This window comes from Arthrobacter sp. TmtSoilC48, assembly GCF_059739425.1.
The window spans coordinates 354,450-379,445 of sequence record NZ_AP046049.1 but is presented as its reverse complement, the minus strand read 5'-3'; the positions used below and the strand labels follow the sequence as shown (position 1 = coordinate 379,445).

26 protein-coding genes are annotated in these 24,996 nt (G+C 62.6%); 14 read left to right on the top strand and 12 right to left on the bottom strand.

The window, feature by feature from the left end:
• Nucleotides 1-79 precede the first annotated feature (79 nt).
• Nucleotides 80-1,165 carry a sugar phosphate isomerase/epimerase family protein gene (locus AC6I97_RS01880; protein ID WP_497943938.1) on the top strand — a complete coding sequence of 362 codons (1,086 nt, stop codon included), beginning with the start codon at nt 80-82 and terminating at the stop codon, nt 1,163-1,165.
• Nucleotides 1,162-2,472 (top strand): MFS transporter, encoded by a 1,311-nt coding sequence (locus AC6I97_RS01875; protein ID WP_497943937.1) that lies wholly within the window; start codon nt 1,162-1,164, stop codon nt 2,470-2,472. The genes AC6I97_RS01880 and AC6I97_RS01875 overlap by 4 nt, the downstream gene beginning before the upstream one ends.
• A gap of 66 nt (nt 2,473-2,538) precedes the next feature.
• On the opposite strand, the gene AC6I97_RS01870 is transcribed toward AC6I97_RS01875, so the two are convergent.
• Nucleotides 2,539-3,090, bottom strand: coding sequence for a dihydrofolate reductase family protein (locus AC6I97_RS01870; protein WP_224165972.1), 552 nt, complete (start codon nt 3,088-3,090; stop codon nt 2,539-2,541).
• Between the two features lie 74 nt (nt 3,091-3,164).
• Nucleotides 3,165-3,731 carry a type 1 glutamine amidotransferase domain-containing protein gene (locus AC6I97_RS01865; protein WP_224094558.1) on the bottom strand — a complete coding sequence of 189 codons (567 nt, stop codon included), beginning with the start codon at nt 3,729-3,731 and terminating at the stop codon, nt 3,165-3,167.
• Nucleotides 3,732-3,922: 191 nt separating this feature from the next.
• Here AC6I97_RS01865 and AC6I97_RS01860 point away from each other — a divergent pair, with 191 nt between their 5' ends.
• Complete coding sequence (locus AC6I97_RS01860; protein WP_497943936.1) at nt 3,923-4,414, top strand: DUF2975 domain-containing protein; 492 nt, start codon at nt 3,923-3,925, stop codon at nt 4,412-4,414.
• Nucleotides 4,414-4,698, top strand: coding sequence for a helix-turn-helix domain-containing protein (locus tag AC6I97_RS01855; RefSeq protein WP_497943935.1), 285 nt, complete (start codon nt 4,414-4,416; stop codon nt 4,696-4,698). Before AC6I97_RS01860 ends, AC6I97_RS01855 begins: the two co-directional genes overlap by 1 nt.
• A gap of 25 nt (nt 4,699-4,723) precedes the next feature.
• On the opposite strand, the gene AC6I97_RS01850 is transcribed toward AC6I97_RS01855, so the two are convergent.
• Nucleotides 4,724-6,079 carry a uracil-xanthine permease family protein gene (locus AC6I97_RS01850; RefSeq protein ID WP_497943934.1) on the bottom strand — a complete coding sequence of 452 codons (1,356 nt, stop codon included), beginning with the start codon at nt 6,077-6,079 and terminating at the stop codon, nt 4,724-4,726.
• Nucleotides 6,080-6,337: 258 nt separating this feature from the next.
• Between AC6I97_RS01850 and AC6I97_RS01845 the strand changes: the two genes are divergently transcribed.
• The 3 genes from AC6I97_RS01845 to AC6I97_RS01835 all read left to right on the top strand — a co-directional run bounded on the left by AC6I97_RS01845 (nt 6,338) and on the right by AC6I97_RS01835 (nt 8,898).
• Nucleotides 6,338-6,943, top strand: coding sequence for a malonic semialdehyde reductase (locus AC6I97_RS01845; protein ID WP_224094562.1), 606 nt, complete (start codon nt 6,338-6,340; stop codon nt 6,941-6,943).
• 181 nt (nt 6,944-7,124) lie between these two features.
• A complete protein-coding gene (locus AC6I97_RS01840) occupies nt 7,125-7,643 on the top strand; it encodes a 2'-5' RNA ligase family protein (protein WP_224094564.1) in 519 nt (172 codons plus the stop codon).
• Between the two features lie 124 nt (nt 7,644-7,767).
• Entirely contained in the window at nt 7,768-8,898 is a 1,131-nt protein-coding gene (locus tag AC6I97_RS01835; RefSeq protein ID WP_497943933.1) for an IS1249 family transposase, read from the top strand.
• 59 nt (nt 8,899-8,957) lie between these two features.
• Here AC6I97_RS01835 and pgm read toward each other — a convergent pair whose 3' ends face one another.
• Nucleotides 8,958-10,619 (bottom strand): phosphoglucomutase (alpha-D-glucose-1,6-bisphosphate-dependent), encoded by a 1,662-nt coding sequence (gene pgm, locus AC6I97_RS01830; RefSeq protein WP_497943932.1) that lies wholly within the window; start codon nt 10,617-10,619, stop codon nt 8,958-8,960.
• Nucleotides 10,620-10,896: 277 nt separating this feature from the next.
• On the opposite strand from pgm, the gene AC6I97_RS01825 reads away from it, so the two are divergent.
• A complete protein-coding gene (locus AC6I97_RS01825) occupies nt 10,897-11,580 on the top strand; it encodes a DUF4190 domain-containing protein (protein ID WP_497943931.1) in 684 nt (227 codons plus the stop codon).
• 139 nt (nt 11,581-11,719) lie between these two features.
• On the opposite strand, the gene AC6I97_RS01820 is transcribed toward AC6I97_RS01825, so the two are convergent.
• From AC6I97_RS01820 to AC6I97_RS01810, 3 genes are all read right to left on the bottom strand, one after another.
• On the bottom strand, nt 11,720-13,219 hold the full coding sequence (locus tag AC6I97_RS01820) for a peptide MFS transporter (RefSeq protein ID WP_497943930.1): 1,500 nt from the start codon (nt 13,217-13,219) through the stop codon (nt 11,720-11,722).
• A gap of 63 nt (nt 13,220-13,282) precedes the next feature.
• Complete coding sequence (locus tag AC6I97_RS01815) at nt 13,283-14,713, bottom strand: amidase (protein WP_497943929.1); 1,431 nt, start codon at nt 14,711-14,713, stop codon at nt 13,283-13,285.
• Entirely contained in the window at nt 14,706-15,449 is a 744-nt protein-coding gene (locus AC6I97_RS01810) for a Type 1 glutamine amidotransferase-like domain-containing protein (RefSeq protein WP_224094569.1), read from the bottom strand. Before AC6I97_RS01810 ends, AC6I97_RS01815 begins: the two co-directional genes overlap by 8 nt.
• A gap of 141 nt (nt 15,450-15,590) precedes the next feature.
• Here AC6I97_RS01810 and AC6I97_RS01805 point away from each other — a divergent pair, with 141 nt between their 5' ends.
• From AC6I97_RS01805 to AC6I97_RS01795, 3 genes are all read left to right on the top strand, one after another.
• Entirely contained in the window at nt 15,591-15,917 is a 327-nt protein-coding gene (locus AC6I97_RS01805; protein ID WP_224094571.1) for a rhodanese-like domain-containing protein, read from the top strand.
• 45 nt (nt 15,918-15,962) lie between these two features.
• Nucleotides 15,963-16,892, top strand: a complete 930-nt coding sequence (gene pheA, locus AC6I97_RS01800; RefSeq protein WP_224165981.1) for a prephenate dehydratase — start codon at nt 15,963-15,965, stop codon at nt 16,890-16,892.
• 119 nt (nt 16,893-17,011) lie between these two features.
• The gene (locus AC6I97_RS01795; RefSeq protein WP_216924263.1) at nt 17,012-17,242 is read left to right on the top strand and encodes a hypothetical protein; all 231 of its coding nucleotides are present in this window, start codon (nt 17,012-17,014) and stop codon (nt 17,240-17,242) included.
• On the opposite strand, the gene AC6I97_RS01790 is transcribed toward AC6I97_RS01795, so the two are convergent.
• Complete coding sequence (locus AC6I97_RS01790; RefSeq protein ID WP_224094573.1) at nt 17,239-18,300, bottom strand: diacylglycerol/lipid kinase family protein; 1,062 nt, start codon at nt 18,298-18,300, stop codon at nt 17,239-17,241. The genes AC6I97_RS01795 and AC6I97_RS01790 overlap by 4 nt on opposite strands.
• 55 nt (nt 18,301-18,355) lie before the next feature.
• Here AC6I97_RS01790 and serS point away from each other — a divergent pair, with 55 nt between their 5' ends.
• Nucleotides 18,356-19,636, top strand: a complete 1,281-nt coding sequence (gene serS / locus AC6I97_RS01785) for a serine--tRNA ligase (RefSeq protein ID WP_224094574.1) — start codon at nt 18,356-18,358, stop codon at nt 19,634-19,636.
• A gap of 32 nt (nt 19,637-19,668) precedes the next feature.
• Here the strand turns inward: serS and AC6I97_RS01780 are convergent, their stop codons facing one another.
• Nucleotides 19,669-20,697: a hypothetical protein gene (locus AC6I97_RS01780; RefSeq protein ID WP_497943928.1), complete on the bottom strand. Its 1,029-nt coding sequence runs from the start codon at nt 20,695-20,697 to the stop codon at nt 19,669-19,671.
• A 246-nt stretch (nt 20,698-20,943) separates the two neighbouring features.
• Here AC6I97_RS01780 and AC6I97_RS01775 point away from each other — a divergent pair, with 246 nt between their 5' ends.
• Nucleotides 20,944-21,789: an HAD family hydrolase gene (locus AC6I97_RS01775; RefSeq protein ID WP_309930306.1), complete on the top strand. Its 846-nt coding sequence runs from the start codon at nt 20,944-20,946 to the stop codon at nt 21,787-21,789.
• Between the two features lie 33 nt (nt 21,790-21,822).
• On the opposite strand, the gene AC6I97_RS01770 is transcribed toward AC6I97_RS01775, so the two are convergent.
• Nucleotides 21,823-22,272, bottom strand: coding sequence for an SRPBCC family protein (locus AC6I97_RS01770; RefSeq protein ID WP_224094576.1), 450 nt, complete (start codon nt 22,270-22,272; stop codon nt 21,823-21,825).
• 41 nt (nt 22,273-22,313) lie between these two features.
• Nucleotides 22,314-23,054 carry an ANTAR domain-containing protein gene (locus AC6I97_RS01765; protein WP_497943927.1) on the bottom strand — a complete coding sequence of 247 codons (741 nt, stop codon included), beginning with the start codon at nt 23,052-23,054 and terminating at the stop codon, nt 22,314-22,316.
• Nucleotides 23,055-23,196: 142 nt separating this feature from the next.
• On the opposite strand from AC6I97_RS01765, the gene AC6I97_RS01760 reads away from it, so the two are divergent.
• Nucleotides 23,197-23,967 (top strand): sigma-70 family RNA polymerase sigma factor, encoded by a 771-nt coding sequence (locus AC6I97_RS01760; RefSeq protein WP_497943926.1) that lies wholly within the window; start codon nt 23,197-23,199, stop codon nt 23,965-23,967.
• Nucleotides 23,968-24,007: 40 nt separating this feature from the next.
• Here the strand turns inward: AC6I97_RS01760 and AC6I97_RS01755 are convergent, their stop codons facing one another.
• Nucleotides 24,008-24,958 (bottom strand): glycosyltransferase family 9 protein, encoded by a 951-nt coding sequence (locus tag AC6I97_RS01755; RefSeq protein ID WP_497943925.1) that lies wholly within the window; start codon nt 24,956-24,958, stop codon nt 24,008-24,010.
• Nucleotides 24,959-24,996 lie beyond the last annotated feature (38 nt).

The window sequence follows — 24,996 nt, the reverse complement described above, 5'->3', positions numbered from 1 at the left end:
TTTTCGGCGTCCATTACCCACGTACAAATGGTGTGTGACAATCCCCACCGCCCCTCGCACGCCCCCCAAGGAGCCAACCATGCCCCCTGCCGACACTCGATTTCAGGCGCTCCTGAAACCTCGCCTCAATGAAGAGGAGATCGACTCCCTGCCGCGACTGACCGACGAGCTCGCCCGAACCCTGATCGACCGAATCGACGGTGCCCGACTGTTCGGCCATGCGTACGCTCTCCTGGGCAACCTGACTTATGGAAACTTTTCGCCCGACGACGTGCTCGATTTCGCGCATCGCCATGGCCTGGCTGGTGTGTGCATACACGTCCTCGATGGCGAGGAGCGGAGCCTGGGCCGGATGAGCGATGACCGGTTGCGCCAGTTCGCGGACCGCGCCCGCAGCCTGCGTCTCAGTACCCACCTGGAGATCAGCACCACCGCGCGAGCGGACGTCGAGGAGGCAGTCCGCATTGCCGGGATCCTCGGCGTCGAGAATATCCGCATCTACTCGCGCTTCGAAGGCGCACTCTCCGATGTCCTGACCCGGATAGAGGAGGACCTGCGTTGGCTCGCTGAGCTGGCTGACGAGTACGGCCTGCATTTCTCCTTTGAGCAGCACGAGGAGTTGCGATCTACCGAGATTGCGGGGCTGTTGCGCCGCATTTCGCACCCGCGACTTCACGCAATGTTCGATTTCGGGAACATGATCAACGCCTGTGAGAGGCCGATGGACGCCCTGTCAACGCTCGCACCGCACATTCTTCAGGCACACTTGAAAGGTGTTCACATTCTCCCCGAGGGGGACGGGTTTGGCCACCGTGGTGTACTCCAGGGAAGTCCGGACGACGACCTGCCCGGCGCGCGGATGCTCTTCGAGCTCTTGATGCTTGGCGAAGACGAGCCGCAGGTCATCGCCCTGGCTCTGGAGCAGGAGAACCTGTACTACGCGCCTGCATTCCGGCACGCGGGTGAGGGAGAGGACCCCTTCATCCCATATCGCGATTTCAGTACCACCGGAATCCCTGCCGGGTGGACCAAGGAGGAACTGCTCGCTGCCGAACCCGGCTGGGCCGATGACCAGGTGAAGTATGTGAAAGGCCTGCTCGCCTCATTGCGCGATGTTGCTGTGTCGCAGCTGGAATCAAACAAGTCCTTGGAAGGTGAAAGATGAGCGCGATAGCCCCCGGGAAGACCACGAAAAGCACCGACTGGAGCAAGTGGGTCCGCTTTGCCTTGCTCGTCATGGCCGGCGGCACGATCTATAAGCTCTCCAACCTCAAGGACGCGTTCTACGTTCCCATGCAGGAAGCCATGGGCCTCAGCCATACTGAGATCGGGACGCTGCTGAGCGTTAATTCGATCGTCGCAACAGCCCTTTTCGTCGTGGGCGGATACCTCGCGGACCGCTTCTCCACGCGGGTCCTCATCCCCCTCGGACTCGTTGGCTGCGGGGCGCTGGGTCTGTTCCTCAGCACCTTCCCCGGATTCAGCACGCTCCTGGTGGTCTTCGCGCTGCTCGCCGTGTGTTCCGACTGCCTGGTCTGGCCGGCGCTGCTGAAGAGCATCCGCCAGCTCGGTGGTTCCAAAGAACAGGGGCGGCTCTTCGGCCTGCTCGAGGGCGGGCGCGGCGTAGTGGACACTGCAGTGGCCTTCTCCGCCCTGGGAATCTTCGTTTGGCTCGGTTCCGGGATTGGTGGCTTCCGCGCCGCCATCGCCTTCTACGCAATCCTTGATATCGCCGTCGGTGTGCTTCTGTTCCTGCTGCTTCGCAACCAGACAAGTGAGAATCCAGCGCCCAGGAAACAAAAGGCGGGTCTCGCTGAAATCTGGCGCGCGGCGAAGCTGCCCCAGCTCTGGTGGGTGAGCTTCACCGTGTTCATGGTGTACGTCGTCTACTGCGGACTCACGTATTTCATCCCGTATCTGACCTACGTCTACGGACTTCCCGTCGCGCTGGTCGGTGCTTACGGCATCATCAACCAGTACGGCCTGAAGATCATCGGCGGCCCGATCGGCGGCGTCCTGGCGGACAAGGTGTTCAAGGGCGCCAGCCGGTACATCCGCTTGGCGTTCCTGAGCCTGATCCCGGTGGTAGGGGTCCTGCTGCTCCTTCCGTCAGATCCGGGGAGCCAGATTCCGGCGATGATCGTTACACTGCTGTTCTCACTCATCATCTTCACCATGCGCGGCGTGTTCTGGGCCCCGATGGATGAGGTTGGAATCCCCGAGGAGACCAGCGGCACCGCCTTCGGGATCGCATGCCTCGTGGGTTATGCGCCGGGGATGTTCGCTTTCATCGTCTACGGCTCCATCCTGGATGCCAACCCTGGAGCCGCCGGTTACCACATCGTGTTCATCGTCCTTGCGGCGCTTGCCGTCGTGGGGGCGATCGTCTCAAGCGGACTTGTGAGGGCCGCGCGGGCCCGGCGTGCCGCCGTCGAGGTCCCTTCACTTTCCGAGACGCAAACAATTTCCTAAACACACACGACGACGGAACCCCCGCCTGCCGCGGGGGTTCCGTCGTCTCGTTACGACAGCAGCAGGTCAATCCCTTCGCAGGCTGTACGTGCTCACAACGTTGCCCTTGCTCGTGGCGTACTGGTCCTCGAGGACGAGCCTGTTCAGGGGGTCGCCGTCCTCGAAAAGCCGCCGTCCGCTGCCTGCCACCACGGGGTGTGTCATGAGCGTCAGCTCGTCCAGGATCCCTGCGAACAGCAGTTGGCGTACCACGGAGATGCTGCCGCAGACTGCGATCTCTCCGCCGTCACGCCCTTTCAGGTCAGTGATGAACTGCTCCAGCGGCCCATCGATGAGGTGCGAGTTTTCCCATTCGAGAGGCTCGGAGAGAGTGCGGGATGCGACGAACTTCTCCACGGGGTTGATGAAGGCTGCAAAGTCTTCGTCCTGCGACGCATTCGGCCAATATCCGGCCCACTCCTGGTAGCTGACGCGGCCCAGAACCACCGTATCCACGGTGTTGATCATCTTGGTCAGGCCCTTGCCCAGCTCGTCGTCGAAGCTGTCGAACTGGAACTTGAACGGGTCCTGAACTACGCCATCCACGGAGTGGAACAGGCCGGCGGTAACTTTTCGCATACGTGCCTCCAAAGGTTGTCAGGCATCACGCTATGTTGTGTCCTCGTGCTTGGGAAGCCCTCGGGAGTGTGGCGCTAAGCGGTTTGGCCAGCGTGCTGGCCCTCGGAGATTTCCTCTACTACCTTGCTGTTGAACGCCGGGAGGTCGTCCGGGTTCCGGCTGGTGACAAGGCCTTGGTCCACGACGACTTCTTCATCGGTCCAGTTGGCGCCTGCGTTCTTCAGGTCGGTTTGTAGCGTGTGGTACGAGGTGACGTTGCGGCCCTTGACCACGCCCGCATCGATCAGGATCCAGGGTCCGTGGCAGATGGAGGCCACTGGCTTGTGCTGCTCGAAGAAAGCCCGCGTGAAGTTCTGGGCATCCTTGTCCACGCGGAGGTGATCGGCGTTTACCACGCCGCCGGGGAGTACCAGGGCGTCAAAGTCCGATGCGTTGGCATCGGCTACTGCGAGATCGACGTCGAAGGTGTCACCCTTTTCCACGCCGTTGAATCCCTGCAGCTTTCCCTTTGAAAGTGCCACGAGCGTTGGCTGGCCGCCCGCGTCCTTCACGGCTTGCCAGGGGCTGGTGAGTTCAACCTGCTCCACGCCGTCCGTCAACAGAAATGCGACCTTCTTGCCTGTGATGGTGTGTTCTGACATTGTTCCTCCTCCATTGCGCGGCGGATTGCTTTTGAGCGCGGGCCGCCGCTGTGAGAGTTGTTTGTCTGACCTGTTCAAGCCTAGGGAAGGTCATTTTAGTAAGCAAGCTGAGTATTAATTTTGCCGCTGGAGCGATTGATTGATGATCGAATATCGATAGAATCATATTGTTGATCGATAAAGGAGACTCGATGGGAAAGCTGGCAGTCCTTGCACTGCGGGTTGTGATCGCGATGGTTTTGGCGGGCTCACTTTTCGTTCAAGTGTGGATGGTGCCCTTGTTCTCGGCCGACCTCGTTGAGGCTGGCGCCCCTGACGGTCCACGGATCGCGCTGTTGGTGATCGTGGTCCTGGGGATTCTCTGTGTGCAGGTTGTTGCCGTCTGCGTATGGCGTCTGCTCACGATGGTGCGCCGCGGAACGGTCTTTTCCCATGCGGCCTTCCGGTTCGTGGACGTCATCTTCGGGGCTGTTTCCGTTGCTGCTGTGTTGATGTTCGGCATCGCGGTGATCTTGGCTCCGGGCGATATTGCCCCCGGGATTGTGCTGTTGATTTGCGGGGCTGCGCTGATGATCGGCGGTGTGGCACTTCTCGTGCTGGTGCTGCGGGCGCTGCTTGCCCAGGCCGTTGACCGCGACGTCGAAGCTGCCCGCTTGCGCTCCGAGCTCGACGAGGTGATCTGATGCCCATCATCGTGGACATCGACGTCATGCTGGCCAAGCGGAAGATGCCCGTGGGCGTGCTTGCGGAGAAGGTTGGGATTACGCCGGCCAATCTCGCTGTGCTGAAGAACGGGCGGGCAAAGGCGGTGCGGTTTACCACCCTGGAAGCACTCTGCGAAGTCCTTGAATGCCAGCCGGGGGACTTGTTGCGGTGGGAGGCTGGGGTAGAGGAGGGGCGCGGTCAGGTGGAGTTGGAAGACGACGCCGGAAGCGCCCGCCTTGTGGGGGATGGCCCGACGGCCTAGCGTGGCAAACCTGTTACGCGAACCTCTACTTCCCCTTCTTCCCCGTCCTCTTAGCCGCCGCATTCATAGCCGATTTCACCGCAGGCGGCAGGCCCGCCGTCTCCATTTCCGGTTCAGCCACGGTCCCGCGCCAACGGGCCAGGCCCTTCATGCCGTGGTAAATCACCAGCGCCGCAGCAGACCCCAAAGCAATGCCCGTGAACTTCAGCTCGCCAATAGTCCACGTGTAATCCGCAATACCGATAATCAGGGCAACAGCGGCCGTCGTCAGGTTGATCGGATTGGAGAAGTTGACCTTGTTCTGGACCCAGATCTTCACGCCGAGCACGCCGATCATGCCGTACAGCATGGTCGCGGCGCCGCCGAGTACGCCGGGTGGGACGGTCGCGATCAGTTCGCCGAATTTCGGGGAGAAGCTCAGCAGGATGGCGAAGATTCCCGCCACCCAGTAGGCCGCCGTCGAGTAGACCTTGGTCGCGGCCATGACGCCAATGTTCTCCGCGTAAGTCGTCGTACCGGAACCGCCGCCCAGGCCGGCAAGTACGGTCGCGGCGCCGTCAGCCATCAGCGCGCGGCCGGAGACGCCGTCGAGGTTTTGACCGGTCATCGCGGCCACCGACTTTACGTGGCCCACGTTCTCGGCCACCAGCACCAGCACCACTGGCACGAACAGGCCCACCACGCCGAGGTGGAATTCGGGCGTCTGGAACAGGGGCAAGCCCACCCACGCGGCCGCGTCCATCTTTTCGTAGCTGACCTCGCCGCGCATCATCGCCACGAGATAACCCACCACAACGCCCACCAGGATGCTTAGGCGCCCCAGGATTCCGCGGAAGAGGACGCTGACCAGGATGATCGTCACCAGGGTTACCAGCGCGGTGACCGGCGCGGCGTCGAAGTTGTTCTTCGCTGCAGGCGCGAGGTTCAGGCCGATCAACGCCACAATCGCACCGGTGACGATCGGCGGCATGAGCCGGTTGATCCATTCGGCACCAAACTTCTGGACGATCGCCCCAATAAGCGCCAGCACGACGCCGGCAAGCACCACGCCGCCCAGCGCGCCACTAACGCCGTACTGCTGCTGCGACGCCAGGATCGGTGCGATGAACGCGAAGCTCGAACCCAGGTAGCTGGGCACGCGGCCCTTGGTGATGATGAGGAAAAGCAGCGTGCCAAGGCCTGAGAAGAGCAAGGTGGTGGCGGGCGGCATGCCGGTAATGATCGGAACCAGGAACGTCGCGCCGAACATCGCCACGACGTGCTGCATGCCGATGCCAATAGTGAGGGGCCAGGCAAGCCGCTCATCGGGGGAGACTACGTGGCCGGGCCGGATGGACTTCCCGTTGCCGTGGAGCTTCCATTTGGTGCCGAGCATGCTCATGGCGGGGCCTTCCTCAGAAGAGTATTTGGGATTCGGTGCAACATTACCGCCATTGTGGGGCCCGCTCTACGTGCCTCGCGCGCTAAATGGGGCGCAAAACGGGCCTCGCAACGCAATGAATCAGACACGCGGAGTCATGCACTGTGCGCAACGTCACGGGCCGTCATGGGAAGAGGACAAGGGAACTTGAAGTTGCAACCATGGAAAGCAGAAGTGCCCAGCCGCCCCCAAGGCAAGGGCCCAGCGAAAGGTTCACGAATGACGATCGCCCACGAAGAAGCAGTCATTGACGCCGCAGCAGTCGACGCCATTTTTGCCGAAGCCCGTACCGCGAACAGCTTTGCCGGTGAGGTCACCGACGAGCAGGCCCGCGCCATCTACGAGCTCACCAAGTTTGGCCCCACCGCCTTCAACTCCCAGCCCCTCCGCGTGACCTACGTCCGCTCGGACGAGGCCCGCGCCAAACTGGTTGACGCGCTCTCCAAGGGCAACCAGGCCAAGACCGCCTCGGCTCCGCTGGTCGCCATCCTGTCCTACGACACCGATTGGCAGGGTCAGTGGGACAAGTTCCTCCCCGCCTACGGCGCCCCCAAGGCCATGTACGATGCCGACCCCGCCTTCGCCGCAACCACTGGCAACAACAACGCCCACCTGCAGGCCGGCTACTTCATTCTCGCCGTGCGCTCGCTCGGTTTTGCGGCCGGCCCGATGACCGGCGCTGATTTCGCTGCCATTGACGCCGAGTTCTTCCCTGCCGGCGACCAGAAGAGCTTCCTGGTGGTCAACATCGGCCAGCCCGGCCCGGACGCCTGGGGCGAAGCAAAGCCGAAGTTCGCATACGAAGAGGTTGTTCGTACCGTTTAGTCTTTCCTGCTGTTCCGCCGATGCTCTCGCAGGCTGTGATGTGCGAGAGCATCGGCGTTTAATGGCCACGATGTGAGCGAGGATCCGGGGGGTTTGGATGTTCTCTCACTTCCTGCGGCTTTTTCGGCATCCCTCTCGCAGATCCCGTCAGTTCTGACCCGCTGAGTGGCAAACTATGCCTATGCGGAACCTCATCTGGGTGGCATTTACGGAGCCCGTGCGGCCAGGGCTGGTATTTCCGCGCAGCGACTGGCCGCTTCACATCACGTTGTTAAGGTTCGACGTCGGAACTGACGTGAGTGCCGACGTCGCCAATGTCCTCGCTGACTTGGCCGAAGCACCCGTCCAGGGAGCGCTCGGAACGCCACTGATCATTGGCGAAGAAGCGGGCTTCGGCCACATGGGGTCGATTCCCGTGAGCTTGGTGGAACAAAACCCGCTGCTCCAGGGCCTGCACGAGGAACTTTTCGACGCCGTGGTCAGCGTGGGCGGGCGCATCGCTACGCCGAACTACGTCCTCGAACGCTACCGGCCGCACATCTCGCATCACGACGGCAAGCGCCCAAAGCCGGGAGACGTCGTCGTGCTTGACCAAGTGGCACTGGTGGACATGGCGCCGGAAGGCAACCACACCATCCGACGCATCCTCAGGCTCTGGACGCAGGACGCCGCAGAAGCTGAGGACTCGCAAACCGCCTAAGGGGGTTATAGGACAAAACGTGTGTATGGGAGGGGCTTGCATTCCAGTGATCGCGGGGGAAATCCGGGTTAGCTAAGCTTTTGAAGCTTAGGGTGGCTGGGGTGCTTGCATATCTCCGGAGTGTTTGATTTGTGGTCGCGGGCTGGTTCGGAACGGGAAAACAGCTGCCGGGAAGCAGCGGTACCGGTGCCTGGAGTGCGGGGCGAGCCGCTCGGGTGAACGTCCCGATGTGAGCCGCCGGGCTGAATTGGATGCGTTCCTGGGCTGGCTGCTGGGCACGTCAAACCAGTCCGCGGCAACCTCGTTCGGCACCGCCCGTTCCTTCCGGCGCCGAACAGGGTGGTGCTGGAACATCGCCCCGAAGATTCCGGCCACGGGCGAGGTCCATGACCAGGTCCAGGTCGACGGGATTTATGTGGGCTCGTGGTGCTGTTTGATCGCTGTGGCCGGGGATTACGTGCTGGGTTGGCAGTGGTGCGATACCGAGAAGAAGGCCGCGTGGGCTGCCCTGCTCGCACGGTTCCCCGCCCCCACCGTCGTGGTCACCGATGGTGGCTCCGGCATCGCAGCGGCCCTGTCCGAGTGCTGGAGTGAGACCGCGGTTCAGCGGTGCCTGGTCCACGTCCAACGCAACGTCCGCACCTACCTGACCGGCCGGCCCAGGACTGAGGCGGGCAAGGCGTTGCTGCGGCTCGGGCGCGCCCTAACGAGGATCACCACCGCGGCCGAAGCCGCCGCGTGGCTGGGCGGGCTCCATGACTGGCACCAGAGCTACGGGAACCTGGTCAAAGCCCGCACCTATCGCAACGGCAGCGCCGTTGTGCCCGGGTGGGTCAGGGCGAATCAAACCTGGTGGTACACCCACGACAGGCTCCGTAAGGCCTACCGGCTGTTGGAACGGCTCAGCCAGGCCGGGACACTTTTCACCTACCTGCGCGCCGAGTTCGCCGGCCTCCAGATCGCCTCGACCACCAACCGCATTGAAGGCGGCACCAACGCCCAACTCCGGTTACTGCTGCGGGCCCACCGGGGCATGAGCGAAGAGCACCGCAAACGGGCGATCGAGTGGTACCTCTACCTCCACAGCGAACAGCCCCTGCCACCGGCGAAACTCATCAAAGCCCAGCACCACCACCCGGCCAAGACCGAAACCAGGACCCCGATCGAGCAGGAACCCGGGCCCGAGCTCTACAGCACCGGACTCAGCGCCGAGGAAGGCCTCTGGGACCGCAAAGGCTGGGCCGGACGCACATGACACACCCGGGATTTACACACGTTTTGTCCTATAACCCGCCTAAGGACGTGAATCAGAGGCTACGCAATTACCCCATCCACCAAAGCCTTGGCTTCCTCCTGCACCTTGGCCAGGTGATCTGCGCCCTTGAAGGACTCGGCGTAGATCTTGTAGACGTCCTCGGTGCCGGAGGGGCGGGCCGCAAACCATGCGTTTTCGGTAACAACCTTCAGGCCGCCGATTGAAGCTCCATTGCCGGGAGCTTCCGTGAGCTTGGCGATGATGTCTTCGCCGGCAAGGGAAGTAGCGGTGACGTCCGCGGCGGAGAGCTTACCCAGCTTGGCCTTTTGCTCGCGAGTGGCAGCGGCATCGATTCGGGCGTAGACCGGTGCGCCGAACTGGTCCGTGAGTCCCTTGTACAGCTGCGACGGGGATTTACCTGTGACAGCCGTGATTTCCGAGGCCAGCAGGGCCAGGAGGATGCCGTCTTTGTCCGTGGTCCACACACTGCCGTCGCGCTTGTTAAAGGAGGCGCCGGCCGATTCCTCGCCACCGAACGCGCCCTCGCCAGAGAGCAGGCCCGGCACGAACCACTTGAAGCCGACGGGAACTTCAACCAGCTTGCGCCCGAGCCCTGCAGCTACGCGGTCGATGATCGAGGACGAAACCAGCGTCTTACCGACCACGGATTCGGGATTCCAGCCGCTGCGGTTGCGATACAAGTAATCGATGGCGACAGCGAGGTAGTGGTTCGGGTTCATGAGTCCACCGTCCGGCGTGACGATGCCGTGGCGGTCGGCGTCGGCGTCGTTACCCGTGGCGACGTCGTAGGCGGCGGTACCATCCGCACCCAGTGACATGCGCTTGATGAGTGAGGCCATCGCGGAAGGCGAGGAGCAGTCCATGCGGATCTTCTCGTCCCAGTCCAGGGTCATGAAAGCCCACTGTGGGTCCACAGTGGGGTTCACGACCGTCAGGTTGAGCTGGTGGCGCTCACCGATCTCGCCCCAGTAATCAACGGACGCACCGCCCATGGGATCGGCGCCGATGCGGACACCAGCGTTGCGGATGGCGTCAAGGTCAAGGACGGAAGGGAGATCATCAACATAGCTGCTGAGGAAGTCGAACTTTCCGGTGGTGTCCGCGTTCAAAGCATCGTTCAACGGAATGCGCTTGACGCCGCGGAGGCCGTTCTCAAGGAGCTGGTTGGCGCGTTCGGCGATCCAACCTGTGGCGTCGGTGTCGGCCGGTCCGCCATGCGGGGGGTTGTACTTGAAACCACCGTCGCCGGGCGGGTTGTGGCTGGGGGTGACCACGATGCCGTCAGCCTGGGGTGTGCCCGGTGCGGCTTCGCGGTTGTACTTGAGGATCGCGTGGCTCAGCGCCGGCGTCGGGGTGTAACCGTGGCGGGCGTCCACCAGGACGGTCACGCCGTTGGCGGCCAGTACCTCCAGTGCGGAGTTCTGCGCGGGTTCGCTCAGGGCGTGGGTGTCGCGCCCGATGAATAGCGGCCCGGTGATGCCCTGGCGGCCACGGTATTCAACGATTGCCTGCGTGATCGCGAGGATGTGCGGCTCGTTAAACGACGACTTCAAGCTGGATCCGCGGTGGCCCGACGTTCCAAACGCTACGCGCTGCGCGGGATCGCCCAAATCAGGGGTGACGTCGAAGTACGCGTCCAGCAGGGCTGTGATGTCAACAAGGTCCTGGGGAAGGGCAACTGTGCCCGCTCGGCTAGCCATGTCGTCCAGCATGCCAGACCACCGCGCCCCCTGACAGGAAATGTCCCGCGATCCGGCCCCTGTGACGCAGAATGGCGGCGATGTGGCGCCGGATGAGCCAAAGATTTACCTCGCGTTTACGAGCGGCGGCTTTAGTGGGAGGATTCCGCCCCGGTCGCCCGTCCCACACCCCGGGATGCCTGGCCCGACACTGGGCGGAACCGGAAAGCGGGTTGCCTTATGCGGCGCACGTGGCGGCGGTAGGGTGGGAAACAAGGACTTAGCGAGGGGGATTCCCATGTCAGATCAACCATCCAAGGGCAACGAGGACAAACCGGCGGGCTACGAACCGCCGCAGTACATCCCGCCGGCCGAATTCAGCGCGCCGGAGCAGACCTCACAGACTCAGCCGCTTCCGCCGTACGATCAGGGCGCCTACACGCAGAACGCCCAGGGCCAGGACGACTTCTACACGCAGCCGCTGCCGCCCACAAGCCAGGGCGGCGCCAGCCAGAGCCCCGCCAGCCAGAGCGGCGCCAATCAGGGCGCAGCCAGCCAGGGCTCGTACACGCCCGGTGATTACAGCCAGCCGGGCCCATCGCCGTATGGCCAGCCCCCCAGCCCCTATAACCAGAGCCAATACAACCAAGGCCAATACAACCAGAGCCCGTACCAGCAGCAGCCCTATGGCCAGCAGAACCCTTACGGCCAGCCCGCGTATTACGCCATGCCCACGCAGCCCAAGGGCCTGAGCATCGCGAGCATGTGCTGCGGCATTGCCACGTTTGTTGGTTTTGGGTTCTTCATCCTGCCGCAGATCGCAGCTGTGATCCTTGGCCACCTTGCCCTCAACCGCGAACCGGCGGGCAAGGGCATGGCGATTGCCGGCCTGATCATGGGTTACGTCGGCGTGGCGATCACAGTGGTCGTCTTGATCTTCTTCTTCGCCGCGATCGGGGCTTCAAGCAGGTACAACTACTAGCAGGTATAACTACTAGGCAGCAGCTGCCGCTACCAAGCAAACGCGTACGACGGCGACCCTTACGTCAGGTGGGATTCCCACCGAACGTAAGGGTCGCCGTCGTTGTTAAGCGCACACTGGATCGGTCACCCGCCGCCAGCTACCGCACGCCGCCCATCAGCTTCTTGATAGCCGGGGATCCAGCAGCGAGTGCCATAGCCAACACCACGGCCACGCCGCCAATGCCCAGGAAGTACGGGAGTTCGTCGTCGGGGTTGTAGAGGCCGGCAAGGATGCCGGCCAGCGTGGTGCCCAGGGAGACGGACAGGAAGAACAGCGCCACCATTTGGGTGTGGAAAGCCTGCGGGGCGAGCTTGGTGCTCACGGACAGGCCAATGGGGGAGAGGAAGAGTTCTGCCAGGGTAAAGAGGAACAGGATTCCCACAAGCGCCAGCAGCGGGGTCTTGCCGTCGCCAGCCAGCGGGATGAAGCAGAGGAAGGCCAGACCCATGATGAGCAGGCCTGCCGAGAATTTCAGCGGGGAACTTGGCTGTTTGGTGCCCAACTTGGTCCACAGGGCAGCCATGACGCCGGCGAAGATGATGATGAACACCGGGTTGATGGACTGGACCCAGGCCGCCGGCATTTCCCAGCCGAAGAGGTTGCGATCCAGTTTCTCTTCGGAGTACACGGCAATGAAGGTGAACTGCTGCTGGAACAGCGCCCAGAAGGCGGCCGATGCGATGTACAGCGGGATGAACGCCAGCACGCGTTTGCGCTCCAGACCTGTGACTTTGGCGCTGCGGAAGATCAGGAAAAGGTAGATCACCGAGGCACCGATGGCAGCGTAAGCCATGCTGCGAGCCAGGTTGTCGGCGTTAACCGTGCCCGTGCCGAGCAGTACTCCTATGATCACGAGGATGCCCAGGAAAATCAGCCCATACCGTGTGCGGTCAGCAGCCGGGAGCGGGTTGGGAACGCGGTGGGCTTCCTCGGGGAGCTTGCTGCGGCCCAGCGAGTAGATGACAAGCCCGATCGCCATGCCCACGGCTGCTGCGCCGAAGCCCCAGTGGAAGCCGTTGCTTTCCTGGAGCCAGCCTGTGACCAGGGGGCCGATGAGTCCGCCGATGTTGATGCCCATGTAGAAGATGGAGAAGCCGGCGTCGCGGCGTTCGTCCTTCTCGCCGTACAGGCTGCCAACCAGCGCGGTGGCATTGGCTTTCAGGCCGCCGGATCCGATGCCCACCAGCACAAGGCCGGCTATCAGTCCGGGAATACCGGGCAGGAGAGCCAGGGCAATGTGGCCCGCCATGATCATGAAGGCCGAGCCGAAGAGGACCTTTTCGGAACCGAAGATACGGTCTGCGAGCCATGCGCCCAGGATGGTGGACAGGTAGACGCCGCCGCCATAAGCACCAACCAAGCCAGCGGCGAGGCCCTTGTCGATCGACAACCCGCCTTGCTCGGCGCTGAAGTACATGTAGTAAAGCAGGATGCCCTGCATGCCGTAGAAGGAGAATCGCTCCCACATCTCCACGGAGAAGAGGCTGGCCAGCATCTTTGGGTGGCCGAAGAATGACGTATCGCCCGATGGTTTTTGGGGCGTAGCCGTGGTTAGAGGTGTGCTCATTTCCTCAATGCTGGCATTGACTGCGGGCATTGTCACATCGATGGATGCCCATGGCAACCACTTTCCATATGGTAGACAACCACCCAAGCCCGCTTACTGAAAGGCCTCCAAAACCGCCGCGAGCTGAAGAAGCTGCAGTTCAGAACCGGGTTTACCGATCACCTGGATGCCCATCGGAAGGCCGCTCGTTGTCACATGGACGGGGATGCTGATCGCCGGCAATCCACACACATTGACCATGGAGGACCAAGGCGCGTACTCGCATTGTCTTCTGTAATCCTCGTCTGCGTCGCCCGCCCATTCGCTGGGCCAGGGCTCACTGCTGTGGCCGCCGCCCGTGAACCAGCCGATCGGGCGTGGCGTCTGAGCCAGCGTGGGCATGAGGATGACGTCCAACTGCGCATATTGTGCGATCGTGTCGTGCTCGAACTGCCGCAGGAAAACGAGGGCCTCATTGACCTTCAACGCGCTGCGCTGCTGCGCACGACGACGGAACGTCCGGGTGAGCGGGGTCAGGAGCGCCTCGCGCTGGGGTGCTATCCGGGCGCTCCCGACGCCGGCAGTCCAGGCGGCGGTGAACGCCTCCGGGTAGCGGTTGTCGTAGCGCATCTCCGCTTCCGCGACGCGGTGGCCGGCCTCCTCAAGCAGCTTGATTCCCCGCGCAAGGCCGTCCAATGCTTCCTGTTCCACCTCGAAAGGGAAGACTCCGGCCCACGGGCTATCCAGGCTTACGCCCACTTTCAGTGGCGTTGGCGCCTGGCCAACGTTGGCGAGATAACCGCCGTCGGGCGCTTGTTCGCGGGGGACCAGCGCGTCCATCAGCAGGGCAGCGTCCGCCGCCGTACGTGCCAGCGGTCCGGCGACCACCAATTTAGCTGCGTCACCCGCGTTCGCTCCGGATGGCACCATGCCGCGCCCCGGCTTGAGCCCCACCAGGCCACAGGCGCCTGCCGGAATCCGAATGGAACCGCCGCCGTCCGTCCCGGGAGCGAAAGGAACCATGCCTGCCGCCACGGCCGCTGCGCTTCCGCCCGAAGACCCTCCGGAACTTCGGCTTAAGGAGTGGGGATTGCGCGACGGCGGTGCGATGCGGTTTTCGCTGTACGCGGTGAGCCCGAACTCCGGAACCTGGGTTTTGCCCAGCGAGATGGCGCCTTGGCCTTTCAGGGTGGCTGCGAGGGCGCCATCCTCAGGTGCGGGTTTGTGCTCCAGGGCGGCGCTGCCGTGGGTGGTGGGAACGCCGGCTACGTCCGTGAGGTCTTTGAAGGCGAGTGGCATGCCGTGCAGGAGGGGCAACTCGGAAAGGCGGTGCGCGCGGGAGAGCTGCGCGTGCAGGTTGTCCGCCGTGCCGGCGTCGGCCATCGCTTGCTCTGCGGTAATGGTAATGAAGGCGCCCAAGTGCCTGTTGCGGGCCTCGATGACGGACAGGAAATGGCCGGTGGCATCCCTTGCCGACAGCTCGCCGGTCGCGAGGGCATCCCGAAGCGCCACAGCGGTCAGGGCTTGCAGGGAAAGATCAACCAAGGAAACGAGACTCCAACCGTTCCTCCACAGCGATGGCGTCCACGCTCTCGCCAGCACCTGCAGTGACGCGGAAAGCGGCCTTGTTCTTGACTTCGGACACTACCTCCACGAGCTCGGTGCCCTGGTAAACCAGCCCCACGCCGTCGTCCGTGCAATGCGCCTCTCCCAGCGTGCCGTTGGCCACGAGCTTGTGGATGGCAGGAGCGCGGCGGGGTTCGGAGTCATAGTGGACGCCGTTGGCGTAGGGAAGGAAGCCAAGCGCATTGGTCACCGGCTGCAATTCAGGGCCGAAGGAATCCGTCACGCCGCTCTTGAACCAACAGATGGAACCCGCGGAAACCCCGGCCAGGACTACGCCGCTTTCCCAGGCCTTCCGCAAAATGCCATCCAGGCCGTGTGCCCGCCATACGGCAAGCAGGTTGACCACCGAACCACCGTGGACCCACACCACGTCCTGCTCCAGAAGATGCGCTTCAGGGTCCTCAATATTGGGCATGGTGAAGAGATTGAGATGAGCGAAATCAAACCCGGCAATGCGGGCTGCCTGATCCATCTCTGCCGCCCACCAGCGTTGGTCACCTGATGCAGTACCGATGTGGGTCACGCGGGGTGCGCGCCCACTCACCCCGGACAGCTCCACGGCGTAGTGCATGAGGTGGTCGAACTCGATGCGGGTCCGGCTGCCAGGCTTGTAACCGCCGGATGTTGCGAGGATGGTGGGTTGGCCAGCCGCCATGGTCCTGCTCCTAACAGCCGATTCAAGGGAGTCTCTGCGTCCCAGTCTTAGTGCCGCAATCGCGGGGCGCAAGCGACGTCCCGCTTCGCGGCTGCTGCGACTAGGCTGGATGATGATCTGAATCGATGGGAAGGAACCGCCATGAGCGACTTCGAAACCGTGCCTGTGGGCGATATTCCGGCTGATGCCAGCATCCTGGACGTTCGCGAGGACTATGAATGGGTTGCCGGACACGTTGAGGGCGCACGGCATATCCCTATGGACCAACTGCCGGCCCGCTTGGATGAACTTGATCCCGATGACGACCTCTTCGTCATCTGCCGTACCGGTGGCCGTTCCTTCCGCGTAGTCCAGTGGCTGGTGGGCCAGGGCTACTCTGCCGTGAACGTGGCCGGTGGGATGGACATGTGGTTCGAAGCCGGCCGGCCAATGGTGTCGGACAACGGTCTCAAGCCAGTGGTTCTCTAACCTTCGGCAGCCCGACCCGCGCATATAACCAGCAAGGAATATTCAATGTCAGCACCGACCTATACGTTCCTGGGCCCTGAGGGAACGTTCACGGAGACCGCCCTCATGCAGGTCCCTGGCGCCGCTGATGCCTCCCGCATTCCTTGCACCAACGTAAACACGGCCCTCGAGCGGGTTCGCAACGGTGAGGCGGACGCCGCCATGGTTCCCATCGAAAACTCGGTGGAGGGTGGCGTGACTGCGACCCTGGATGCCATTGCCACCGGCCCCGAACTCCGGATCATCCGCGAGGCCCTGGTGCCTATTACGTTCGTGCTGGTGGCGAGGCCCGGCGTCGTGCTTGCCAACATAAAGCGCATCTCCACGCACGGCCACGCATGGGCCCAATGCCGCCTCTGGGTGGAGGAAAATATTCCGAACGCGGATTACGTCCCCGGTTCCTCTACCGCGGCAGCGGCCATGGGACTCCTGGAAGGAGACGCCCATTACGACGCCGCCATTTGCGCACCGTTGATTGCGGGGGAGCAGCCTGGGCTTAACGTTCTGGCCGAAAACATCGGCGACAACCCGGATGCAGTCACCCGCTTTATCCTGGTGAGCCGTCCGGGTCCCTTGCCCGAACGCACGGGTGCGGATAAGACGACGGTTGTTGTCCCGCTGCCGGAGGACCACCCCGGTGCCCTCATGGAAATCCTTGACCAGTTCGCTTCGCGGGGGGTCAACCTGAGCCGGATCGAATCGCGCCCCACCGGCCAGTACCTTGGCCACTATTTCTTCAGCATCGATGCCGACGGTCATGCGTCGGATTCCCGTGTTGCTGATGCTTTGGCAGGTCTCCACAGAATCAGCCCGGCAACCCGTTTCCTTGGCTCATATGCGCGCGCCGACAAGCAGGCTGCGGTGGTTGCCCCGCATACTTCGGACGCTGCCTTCGCCTCCGCTCATGCGTGGGTTCAATCGATTCTTAAGGGCTAGGCTGCGCTGGGTCCGGCGCTAAATTATTGAACCTTCAACCCCTTTCGCGTTGATGCAACTGTGCGTATGCTTGCCTGATCCATAAACGATGGATGAATGCCCAAAAGAAGGGAGCGGTCATGTCTGTCCACCGGGATGACAAAGACGGCCAAGGCATGATCGTCAATCCCAAGCCTTCCGGCGAGAACAAGGACGACTGGGACGGCGACGAAGCTGACCGCGCGGATCGACTCCGTTTTGAAGAAGAACAAGCGATGATCCGTGAGCAGGCCGAGGCACGGGCCGCGGCGAAGGCGGCGGCCGAAGCAGCCGCAGCAAATGCGGCCCAACCCGAAAAGGGTGCAGTCTAGAGGGTTTGAGCTTTCGGTACCCGCACCAATAGCGAACCCGGCTGGACCTGGACGGTGACCTCCGTGGCCTCGCCCGCGGGGTCGCCGTCGAGTTGCGTCGCCATGGGTTCCTGGCTGCGGATGGTGACCTTGCCGGAGCGATAGAAATTCATCACCGGCAAATTCCGTTTGTGCTTGAACAGGATCTTCGCGTACATCGCGATCCATCCGAACGCGCTGCGCGGGCTCATGACGACGATGTCCAGCATGCCGTCGTCGATCATGGCTTCCGGAATGAAATCGATGCCGCCAGGAATCAAGCCGCAATTGGCGAAAAGCACACTCCGGATTTTCCGGGCCTGTTCCGGCTGGTCATCCATGGTGATGGTGACACGCTTGCGGCGGCCGGGCAGATGCCGGACTCCGGCCTCTGTATAGGCCAGCCAACCCACGGTCTTCTTCAGGTCTTCCTTGGTATCGCCCACAACCTCGGCATCCAGGCCCATACCGGCGATCACAAGGAACGTGTGGGTGGACGATTCTCCCGTAATGCCGTTGTCTATGGCCATGCTTGCGGTATCAATAAAGCGCTGGTGCCCAAAGAGGGCGATCTGGATGCAGTCGGCGATGTCGGTGACGTCCAGTTCGACGTTGCGGGCCAGGAGGTTGCCGGTGCCCAGCGGAATGAGGCCCATCGCCACGCCCTTATGCGCCAGCGACTCAGCCACCACACGCACTGTACCGTCGCCGCCGCACGCAAGAACGACGTCGGCCCCGTACTCCAGCGCCTGGCGCGACTGCCCGTAACCAGGGTCCTCCACAGTGGTTTCAAAGAACTTCGGGCTGTCCCAACCGGCGAGGTCGCAGGCATCGATAATCGCTTGGCGGGCCTCGAGAGACTTGTTTTTCACCGGGTTGAGGATGACCGCAACCTTCTGGTGCCCTGGCTCCGGCTTGTGGGTGTCCTCCCGAACCGCGCTCCTGATGTGACGGGCTCTCAACCGGCGCACACCCCACCAACTGGAGACGGCAAACGCCACGCCCCCAGCGAGAATCACGTACAGGATCCAGTCGCTCATGGTGCTCCAACACTATCGTCCTGGGCGTGCACCGCAGATTCGATACTCTTGTGTGGTGATCGACGTAAAAGACCTCAGCGAAAATCCGGACAAGTTCCGTGCCAGCCAGCGCGCCCGTGGCGCCGACGAGTCTGTTGTGGACGCGATCATCTCCGCAGATTCCGATCGCCGTGCGGCGCTGATCCGCCATGAAACCCTCCGCGCCGAGCAGAACGCCTTCGGCAAGAAGGTTGCCCAGGCAAAGGGCGAGGAAAAGCAGGCCCTGCTGGCCGAGGTCAAGGAACTGGCCAACTCGGTGAAGGCCGCTTCCGCTGAAGCTGCTGCCGCCCAGGCCAAGCAGGAAGAGCTGCTCCGCGCCATCCCCAACCTGATCGTCGATGGCGTTCCCGAGGGCGGCGAGGACGACTACGTTGTGGTCAAAACGGTCGGCACGCCGCGCGAATTCACGGATTTCGAGCCGAAGGACCACTTGGAAATCGGCGAACTGATCGGCGCGATCGACATGGAACGCGGCGCCAAGGTCTCGGGCGCGCGCTTCTACTTCCTGCGTGGCGTGGGTGCCCGCTTGGAAATGGCGCTGCTGCAGATGGCCATGGACCAGGCGATCGAGGCTGGCTTCGTCCCGATGATCACCCCCACCCTGGTGCGTCCGGAGACCATGCAGGGTACCGGATTCGATGTAAAGCACGACGCCGAGATCTACCGTCTCGCTGAAGACGACCTTTACCTTGTGGGAACCTCGGAGGTGGCCCTCGCCGGCTACCACGCGGACGAGATCCTGGACCTCTCTTCCGGTCCCATCCGCTACGCGGGCCAAAGCTCCTGCTACCGCCGCGAGGCCGGTTCGCACGGCAAGGACACCCGTGGCATCATCCGCGTACACCAGTTCAACAAAGTGGAGATGTTCATCTACACCACGGTTGAAGAAGCAGCCGCGGAACACGAACGCCTGCTCGCATGGGAAGAGGAAATGCTGGCCAAGTGCGAGCTTCCCTACCGGGTGATCGACACAGCTGCGGGCGACCTCGGCATGTCCGCTGCCCGCAAATTCGATTGCGAAGCCTGGGTTCCTACCCAGAATGCCTACCGCGAGCTCACGTCCACCTCCAACTGCACCACGTTCCAGGCCCGCCGCCTCAACATCCGCGAACGCGTGATCAACGAGGAAGGCGTCGCCAAGGGCACCCGTGCCGTGGCCACCCTGAACGGCACCCTGGCCACCACCCGCTGGATCGTGGCCCTGTTGGAGCACCACCAGAACCCGGACGGCTCGGTCAACGTTCCCAAGGCCCTGCAGAAGTACCTTGGCGGGCTTGAGGTTTTGCCGGTCCTGTAGGTTTCGGCGCGGATCCCCGTCTTACGGACAATTCACCCACGCGCGCGAGGGTGAATTGTCCGTAAGGCGGGGTTTCTTGTCCGAGGAAGACCCGCTGCTTCGAGTTTTGCGAGGATCTTCTCCGGCCTGATTGCTGTTGCCCAGTCCCACCGCACCACCTGGAAACCCATGGCACGGAGCCTGTCTTCTCGTTTCTTCTCTTTGAGCACGGCTTCACGTGCAGTTCCACCGTTGAGGTACTCGTCATTGAGGTACTTTGCATCCCCGTCGAACTCGCCAATAATCTTCAGCTTCCGCCAGTAAAAATCGGGCCGGGCAACGAATCCCAGGGCGTCATGGAATTCGGTCTGAAGCTCGGGGGCTGGAAAACCAAGTAGATGCATCTGGGCACGGCTCAGGGACTCACCGGCTGAGCCCGAGCGAGCGTCGGCGAAGTCCAGTACTGAGCTGACCCACCTTCTCTTGGCGCCGGATGCCAGCCTTCCCCCTGCATGATGCAGCTCTTCGACGCTGGCGGCCGAAGTTCCGAACCTTGCTTGGCTGATGGCATGATCCGCTAGAACCACCGCCCGTGCGAAGGGAAGCCGGGCCATGACGTCAGCCGCTGTTGAGTGAAGGTCCGCGACGGTTAGTCCTTTCAATTGCACTACGCCTACCTGGTAGGCATGGCGATAGAGTCCATAGCTCCTGATGCCTTCCAATCCTGTGCTGCCAGACTTCGCGTCTGCGGCGGCCTTGGTGGTGGGTCGTCTGGAACCAGCGTGGCTGGACGCCGAATTGGCCACGTGGATGTGCGTTGGGATTCCGACGACTTGTAAGCCCCAAAGTACGGCTGCTGTCTCATAGCAGAAATGGGCAGAAGGGAGTTCCAAAGCTACTGCCCTGGCAGTCGCGGAGTAGCGCTCCCAAGGCTTCAGGGAGATCCATCGGCTCTTGTCCATATAGACCCCTTTGCGCACTCTCACCAGTTCACCCTTCGTAAATCGCCTGCTGAGGGAACGGATATCTCCCGTGTTGGCTCTTTGTTGGGCGGACACCAGGAACTCGGTTGTTTCTTTCATGGAAACAACTTTTGACGGCGCAGGGGGTGAGTGGGCCTGACAGGTGGGGCTATGTGGAAAAGCTCATCGCGTTTCACCCTCCACCGGACAATTCACCCACGCGCGCGAGGGTGAATTGTCCGTAAGGCGGGGTCTCGCGAGGAAGGGTGGCGCCCATGGGGTGGCCCGGAGTGTTCACGCGGCGTTAATCCCTTGCTGTGTCCTCGGTCCTAGTGCGGTGTCAGAGGTGTCTGCTCTACTGGAACCATGACTATTTTGACTGACACTCCAGTTGCTGGCATCGATGACCAGCCAAATGACAACAACAAACTCATGATCGCATTGGACGTTGACGGTACGCTCGTGGACCACGATGGCCACATGTCCCCCGAGGTTAGGGCGGCTGCACAGGCGGTGGTCGCGAGCGGGCATGACGTCATGATCGCCACCGGCCGGTCGCTGAATGCCACCTTGCCTATCATCGGGCAAATCGGCTTGGAACGTGGTTACGCGGTGTGCTGCAACGGCGGCGTTACTCTCCGGCTGGATCCCACCCTTGAAACCGGCTATGAGATCATCCACAAGGCAACGTTCGATCCTGCTCCGGCGCTGAAGGCCCTGCGCGAACGCCTGCCCAACGCGAAGTACGCGCTGGAGGATGAAGACGGGAACTTCCTCTCCACGGAGCGCTTCCAGGATGCCAGCTTTGGCGTCGAGGCAATCGGCGTGGACTTCCAGACCATGTTGGAGGCCACGGCGGTACGCGTGGTGGTCTTCAGCAGCGACAACACTTCTGACGACTTCAATCACGCCATCCGCCACATCGGCCTTTCCGGCGTGACGTACTCGGTTGGCTGGACTGCGTGGCTGGACATTGCCGCGGAGGGCGTGACCAAGGCCAGTGCGCTTGAGGCCCTGCGCAAGAGGATCGGCACGCAACAGGCCAACACGGTGGCGGTGGGCGATGGCCGCAACGACATCGAGATGCTCACGTGGGCCGGCAGGGGAGTGGCCATGGGCCAGGCTCCCGAGGAAGTGATCGCCGTTGCGGATGAGGTCACCGCGTCAGTATTCGACGACGGCGCCGCCCTGGTTCTGCGCAGCCTGCTGTAGCAGCCGCACGGCTAAGCCCGGAGGCGGCGCGGGCTAGTCCACCCGCCCCCGCCAGGCACCGGTTTCGTGGCCGCGGTCCTCGATGAATTCCTTGAATTTGTCCAGGTCCGCGGCCACCTGCATTTCGTCGGCGGAGAGCGCTGCGCCGGCCTTCTCCACGAATCCTTCGGGCTCCCATTCCAGTGTCACGTTGACGCCGCAGTGCTGGGGTCCGAGGTTGTCGAAGCGGACTGTGCCGGCGTTGCGCGGTGCGTCGATGCTCTCCCACGCAATGACGGTGTCCGGAACTTGTTGGGTGATGCGGGCATCGTATTCGCGCCGGACTCCGCCGACCTTGGTTGAGAAGTGCAGCGTTGAATCGTTGATCTGGCGGACATTCTCCACGCCGCTCATGAACTCGGGAAACTTTTCGAACTGGGTCCACTGGTTGTAGGCGACCGAAACCGGTACCTCTACCTCGATGGCCTTCGTGACGGTTTGCATCAGTGACACCTCGCTGTGGATTGTTGTGGTTTTGGTGGGGGTTAAGTGAAATGGGTTTGAACAGGGCCGCCGCCGGCTGAGTCGACAATTGCCTGTGCAACGTCCCGGAGCTTGACGTTCCGGTTACTGGAGGCCTTTTTGATGAGCTCAACCGCTTCAGCTTGGCTGCACCTGTTTTGGGCGATGATGATGCCTGTGGCTACGTCGATGACTGTCCGGGATGCCATGGCGGCACGAAGGTTGGCGGCGGTTTGGCTGTGCTGCGCAATCAGCACGGCCAATTGCAGGCCCTTGGATGCCTGCTGAACGTAATCGGTGGCGCGTTGAACGGCGGCCTGCTCGAAGCCGCTGGGGCGTTCGGAGTAGAGGTTCAAGCCTGCCCGTGCGGTGTCATCCGTGAGCGGGAAAGGAACGGCGAGGACAGAATGAACACCGTTCGCCAGGGCTAGCTCGTTGTACTCAGGCCAGGTGTTGTCTTTTTCGAAGTCCGGAACATGCACCAGTGTGCCTTCCCTGCAGCAATGGACACATGGGCCGTCGGCGTACTGGTACTGGAGTTCGTCGAGCATCTGCGCCCGTTCGCTGCTGCTTGCCACTGTGGCCGCGGCCCGATGCCGAAGCAGTGTGATGCCACAAAATACTTCGTTGTCAGGTTTGGTGAACATGGCCGCTGAGTGGCGTGCCAGCTCGGCCAGGAAGGCCTCCACGTCCGGTGTATCCAGAAGCAGGTCCTGGATTTCCGCTGCTACAAGATGCGGTTCGGTGAGTTGTTGGTTTTCCACGTGGATCTCCGATCCCTGGAGGAGGCTACCCTTCGAGCGTAGTCCTGAATACCCGTTGAAAGCTAATAGTAAGTGTGCTTCTCTTTTTAAGGAGTCTTGCCGTGGGCTCACTCACTTCAGCAGGTCTAAGGATTGAAGCCACATGCGACAAACCCGACCACACGACGTCCAAATCCGACCTCCTGCGCCGGAAAGTGCCATCCGTCAAAGCTTCCAGGACGGTTTGGTTTTGGACCATCTCAATCTCGCAAAATCGATTGCCGCCCGGTATTCCGCGCACACGCACGACCTCGACGACGTCCGGCAGGTTGCGTACATGGGCTTGATCAAAGCCGCACGGGGATTTGACGAAAGCAAAGGCGTCAGCTTCCCTGCATACGCCGCCCCGACCATCGCCGGTGAGGTCAAGAGGTATCTCCGCGATCACTGCTGGGTAGTGCGGCCACCGAGGCCCATCCAGGATGTGCGGCGCCAAGTGCTCGCCCGGACCGAGGAACTGACGCAAAGCCTGCAGAGGACTCCGACGCCCGAAGAAGTGGCGGCGGACCTTCGCCTGGAACCTTGCCAAGTCAGGGAAGCCTTGATGGCCGGCACCAGCAAACGGCCGGATTCCCTGGACGCTCCCGCTGCGGAGGGCCGCGACGGACTGCAAGCATGCGTTTCCGCTTTCGGATCTCCGACGGAGCGGCTGGAGGACGTGCTCGCCCTTCGAAACGCAATCCGGGGCCTGAGCGCGGAGGACAGGCACCTCCTCTATCGCCGCTACTACCGCGAGGAAACCCAGTCCACCATCGCGGAGGCACTGGGCATGTCCCAAATGCAGGTCTCGCGACGGCTTTCCAAGATCCTGGTGTCCCTGCAGACACAGCTCCTGGACGAGGAAGCACGCCTCCAGGACGGAACGGCGCCTTAACAAGCGAAAGCAACAGCCGAAACCACCAAGAGCCCAGGACTCAGCAGCCCAACCCGTCCACCGCGTCCAACACATCACGGACGGTCACGGCAAGGAGCGCAGGATCGGGATTGGCGGCGAAAACGTCACCGCGGCGAAGTTCGACGGCGGTAAGGACCACGTGCGGTCCCGGCGGCGGACCCCATTCTTCAGCGGGAGCGGGGCCGAACAGGACCACGGAGGGCCGGGCATACGCGGACGCCAGGTGTGCGGCGCCGGTGTCCGCGGAAACGACGAGCCGGGCATCCGCAATGGTCGCCGCGAACTCTGCGAGGCCCTGCCGCCCGGCCAGCACGCCGCCGTCGAGGTTTGTTCCTTTGAGTTTTGCCAAGGCGGCGGTCTCCACTGCCCGCCCGCGCTCGGATGTGCTCCCGGTCAGCACGACGTCGTGCCCTGCCCGGGCGAGCTCGACGGCCACTTCGGCGAACCGCTCTATGGGCCAGAGCCTGCTGCCATACGCGGCGCCCACATGGATGACCGTGGCGCCAGGCCGGGGCGAGGGAACGCTCGGCCTGTTGAGCCGGTAATCCAAGGGATCGGCGTCGACGCCGTGCCAGTTCAGGAGGCGGGTCCAGCGCTCGCGTTCAGGGATGCCGGTTGTCCATTCAGGTCCGTCGAGCCCGGGAGCTTGGTACGCGAGCACCCGCCTTGCCCGAAGTTCATTGATGCGCTGCCGGCTTTCGGGTCCGTTTCCGTGCAGGTTAACGGCGATGTCGACGGCGCCCGGGGCGACGTTCAGTGGATCATCAAGGCCCGGCGTGGGGAGATGGTCGATGCCGCCCACCAGTTCCAAGGCCTCCGCAATCCAGGCTGGCGCCGCATACAAAATTCGATGCTCGGGGAATGCCCGGCGCAGGCCGCGAAGCGCCGGAACGGCAACAAGCAGGTCCCCTAGTTTCAAGGCGCGCAAGGCCAGCAGCAGGGGTTGTCCGTTCATTTCGGCTGTGTCCATGGTGGCCTCCCGCTAGGAGTCTAGCGGCCAACGCAGGT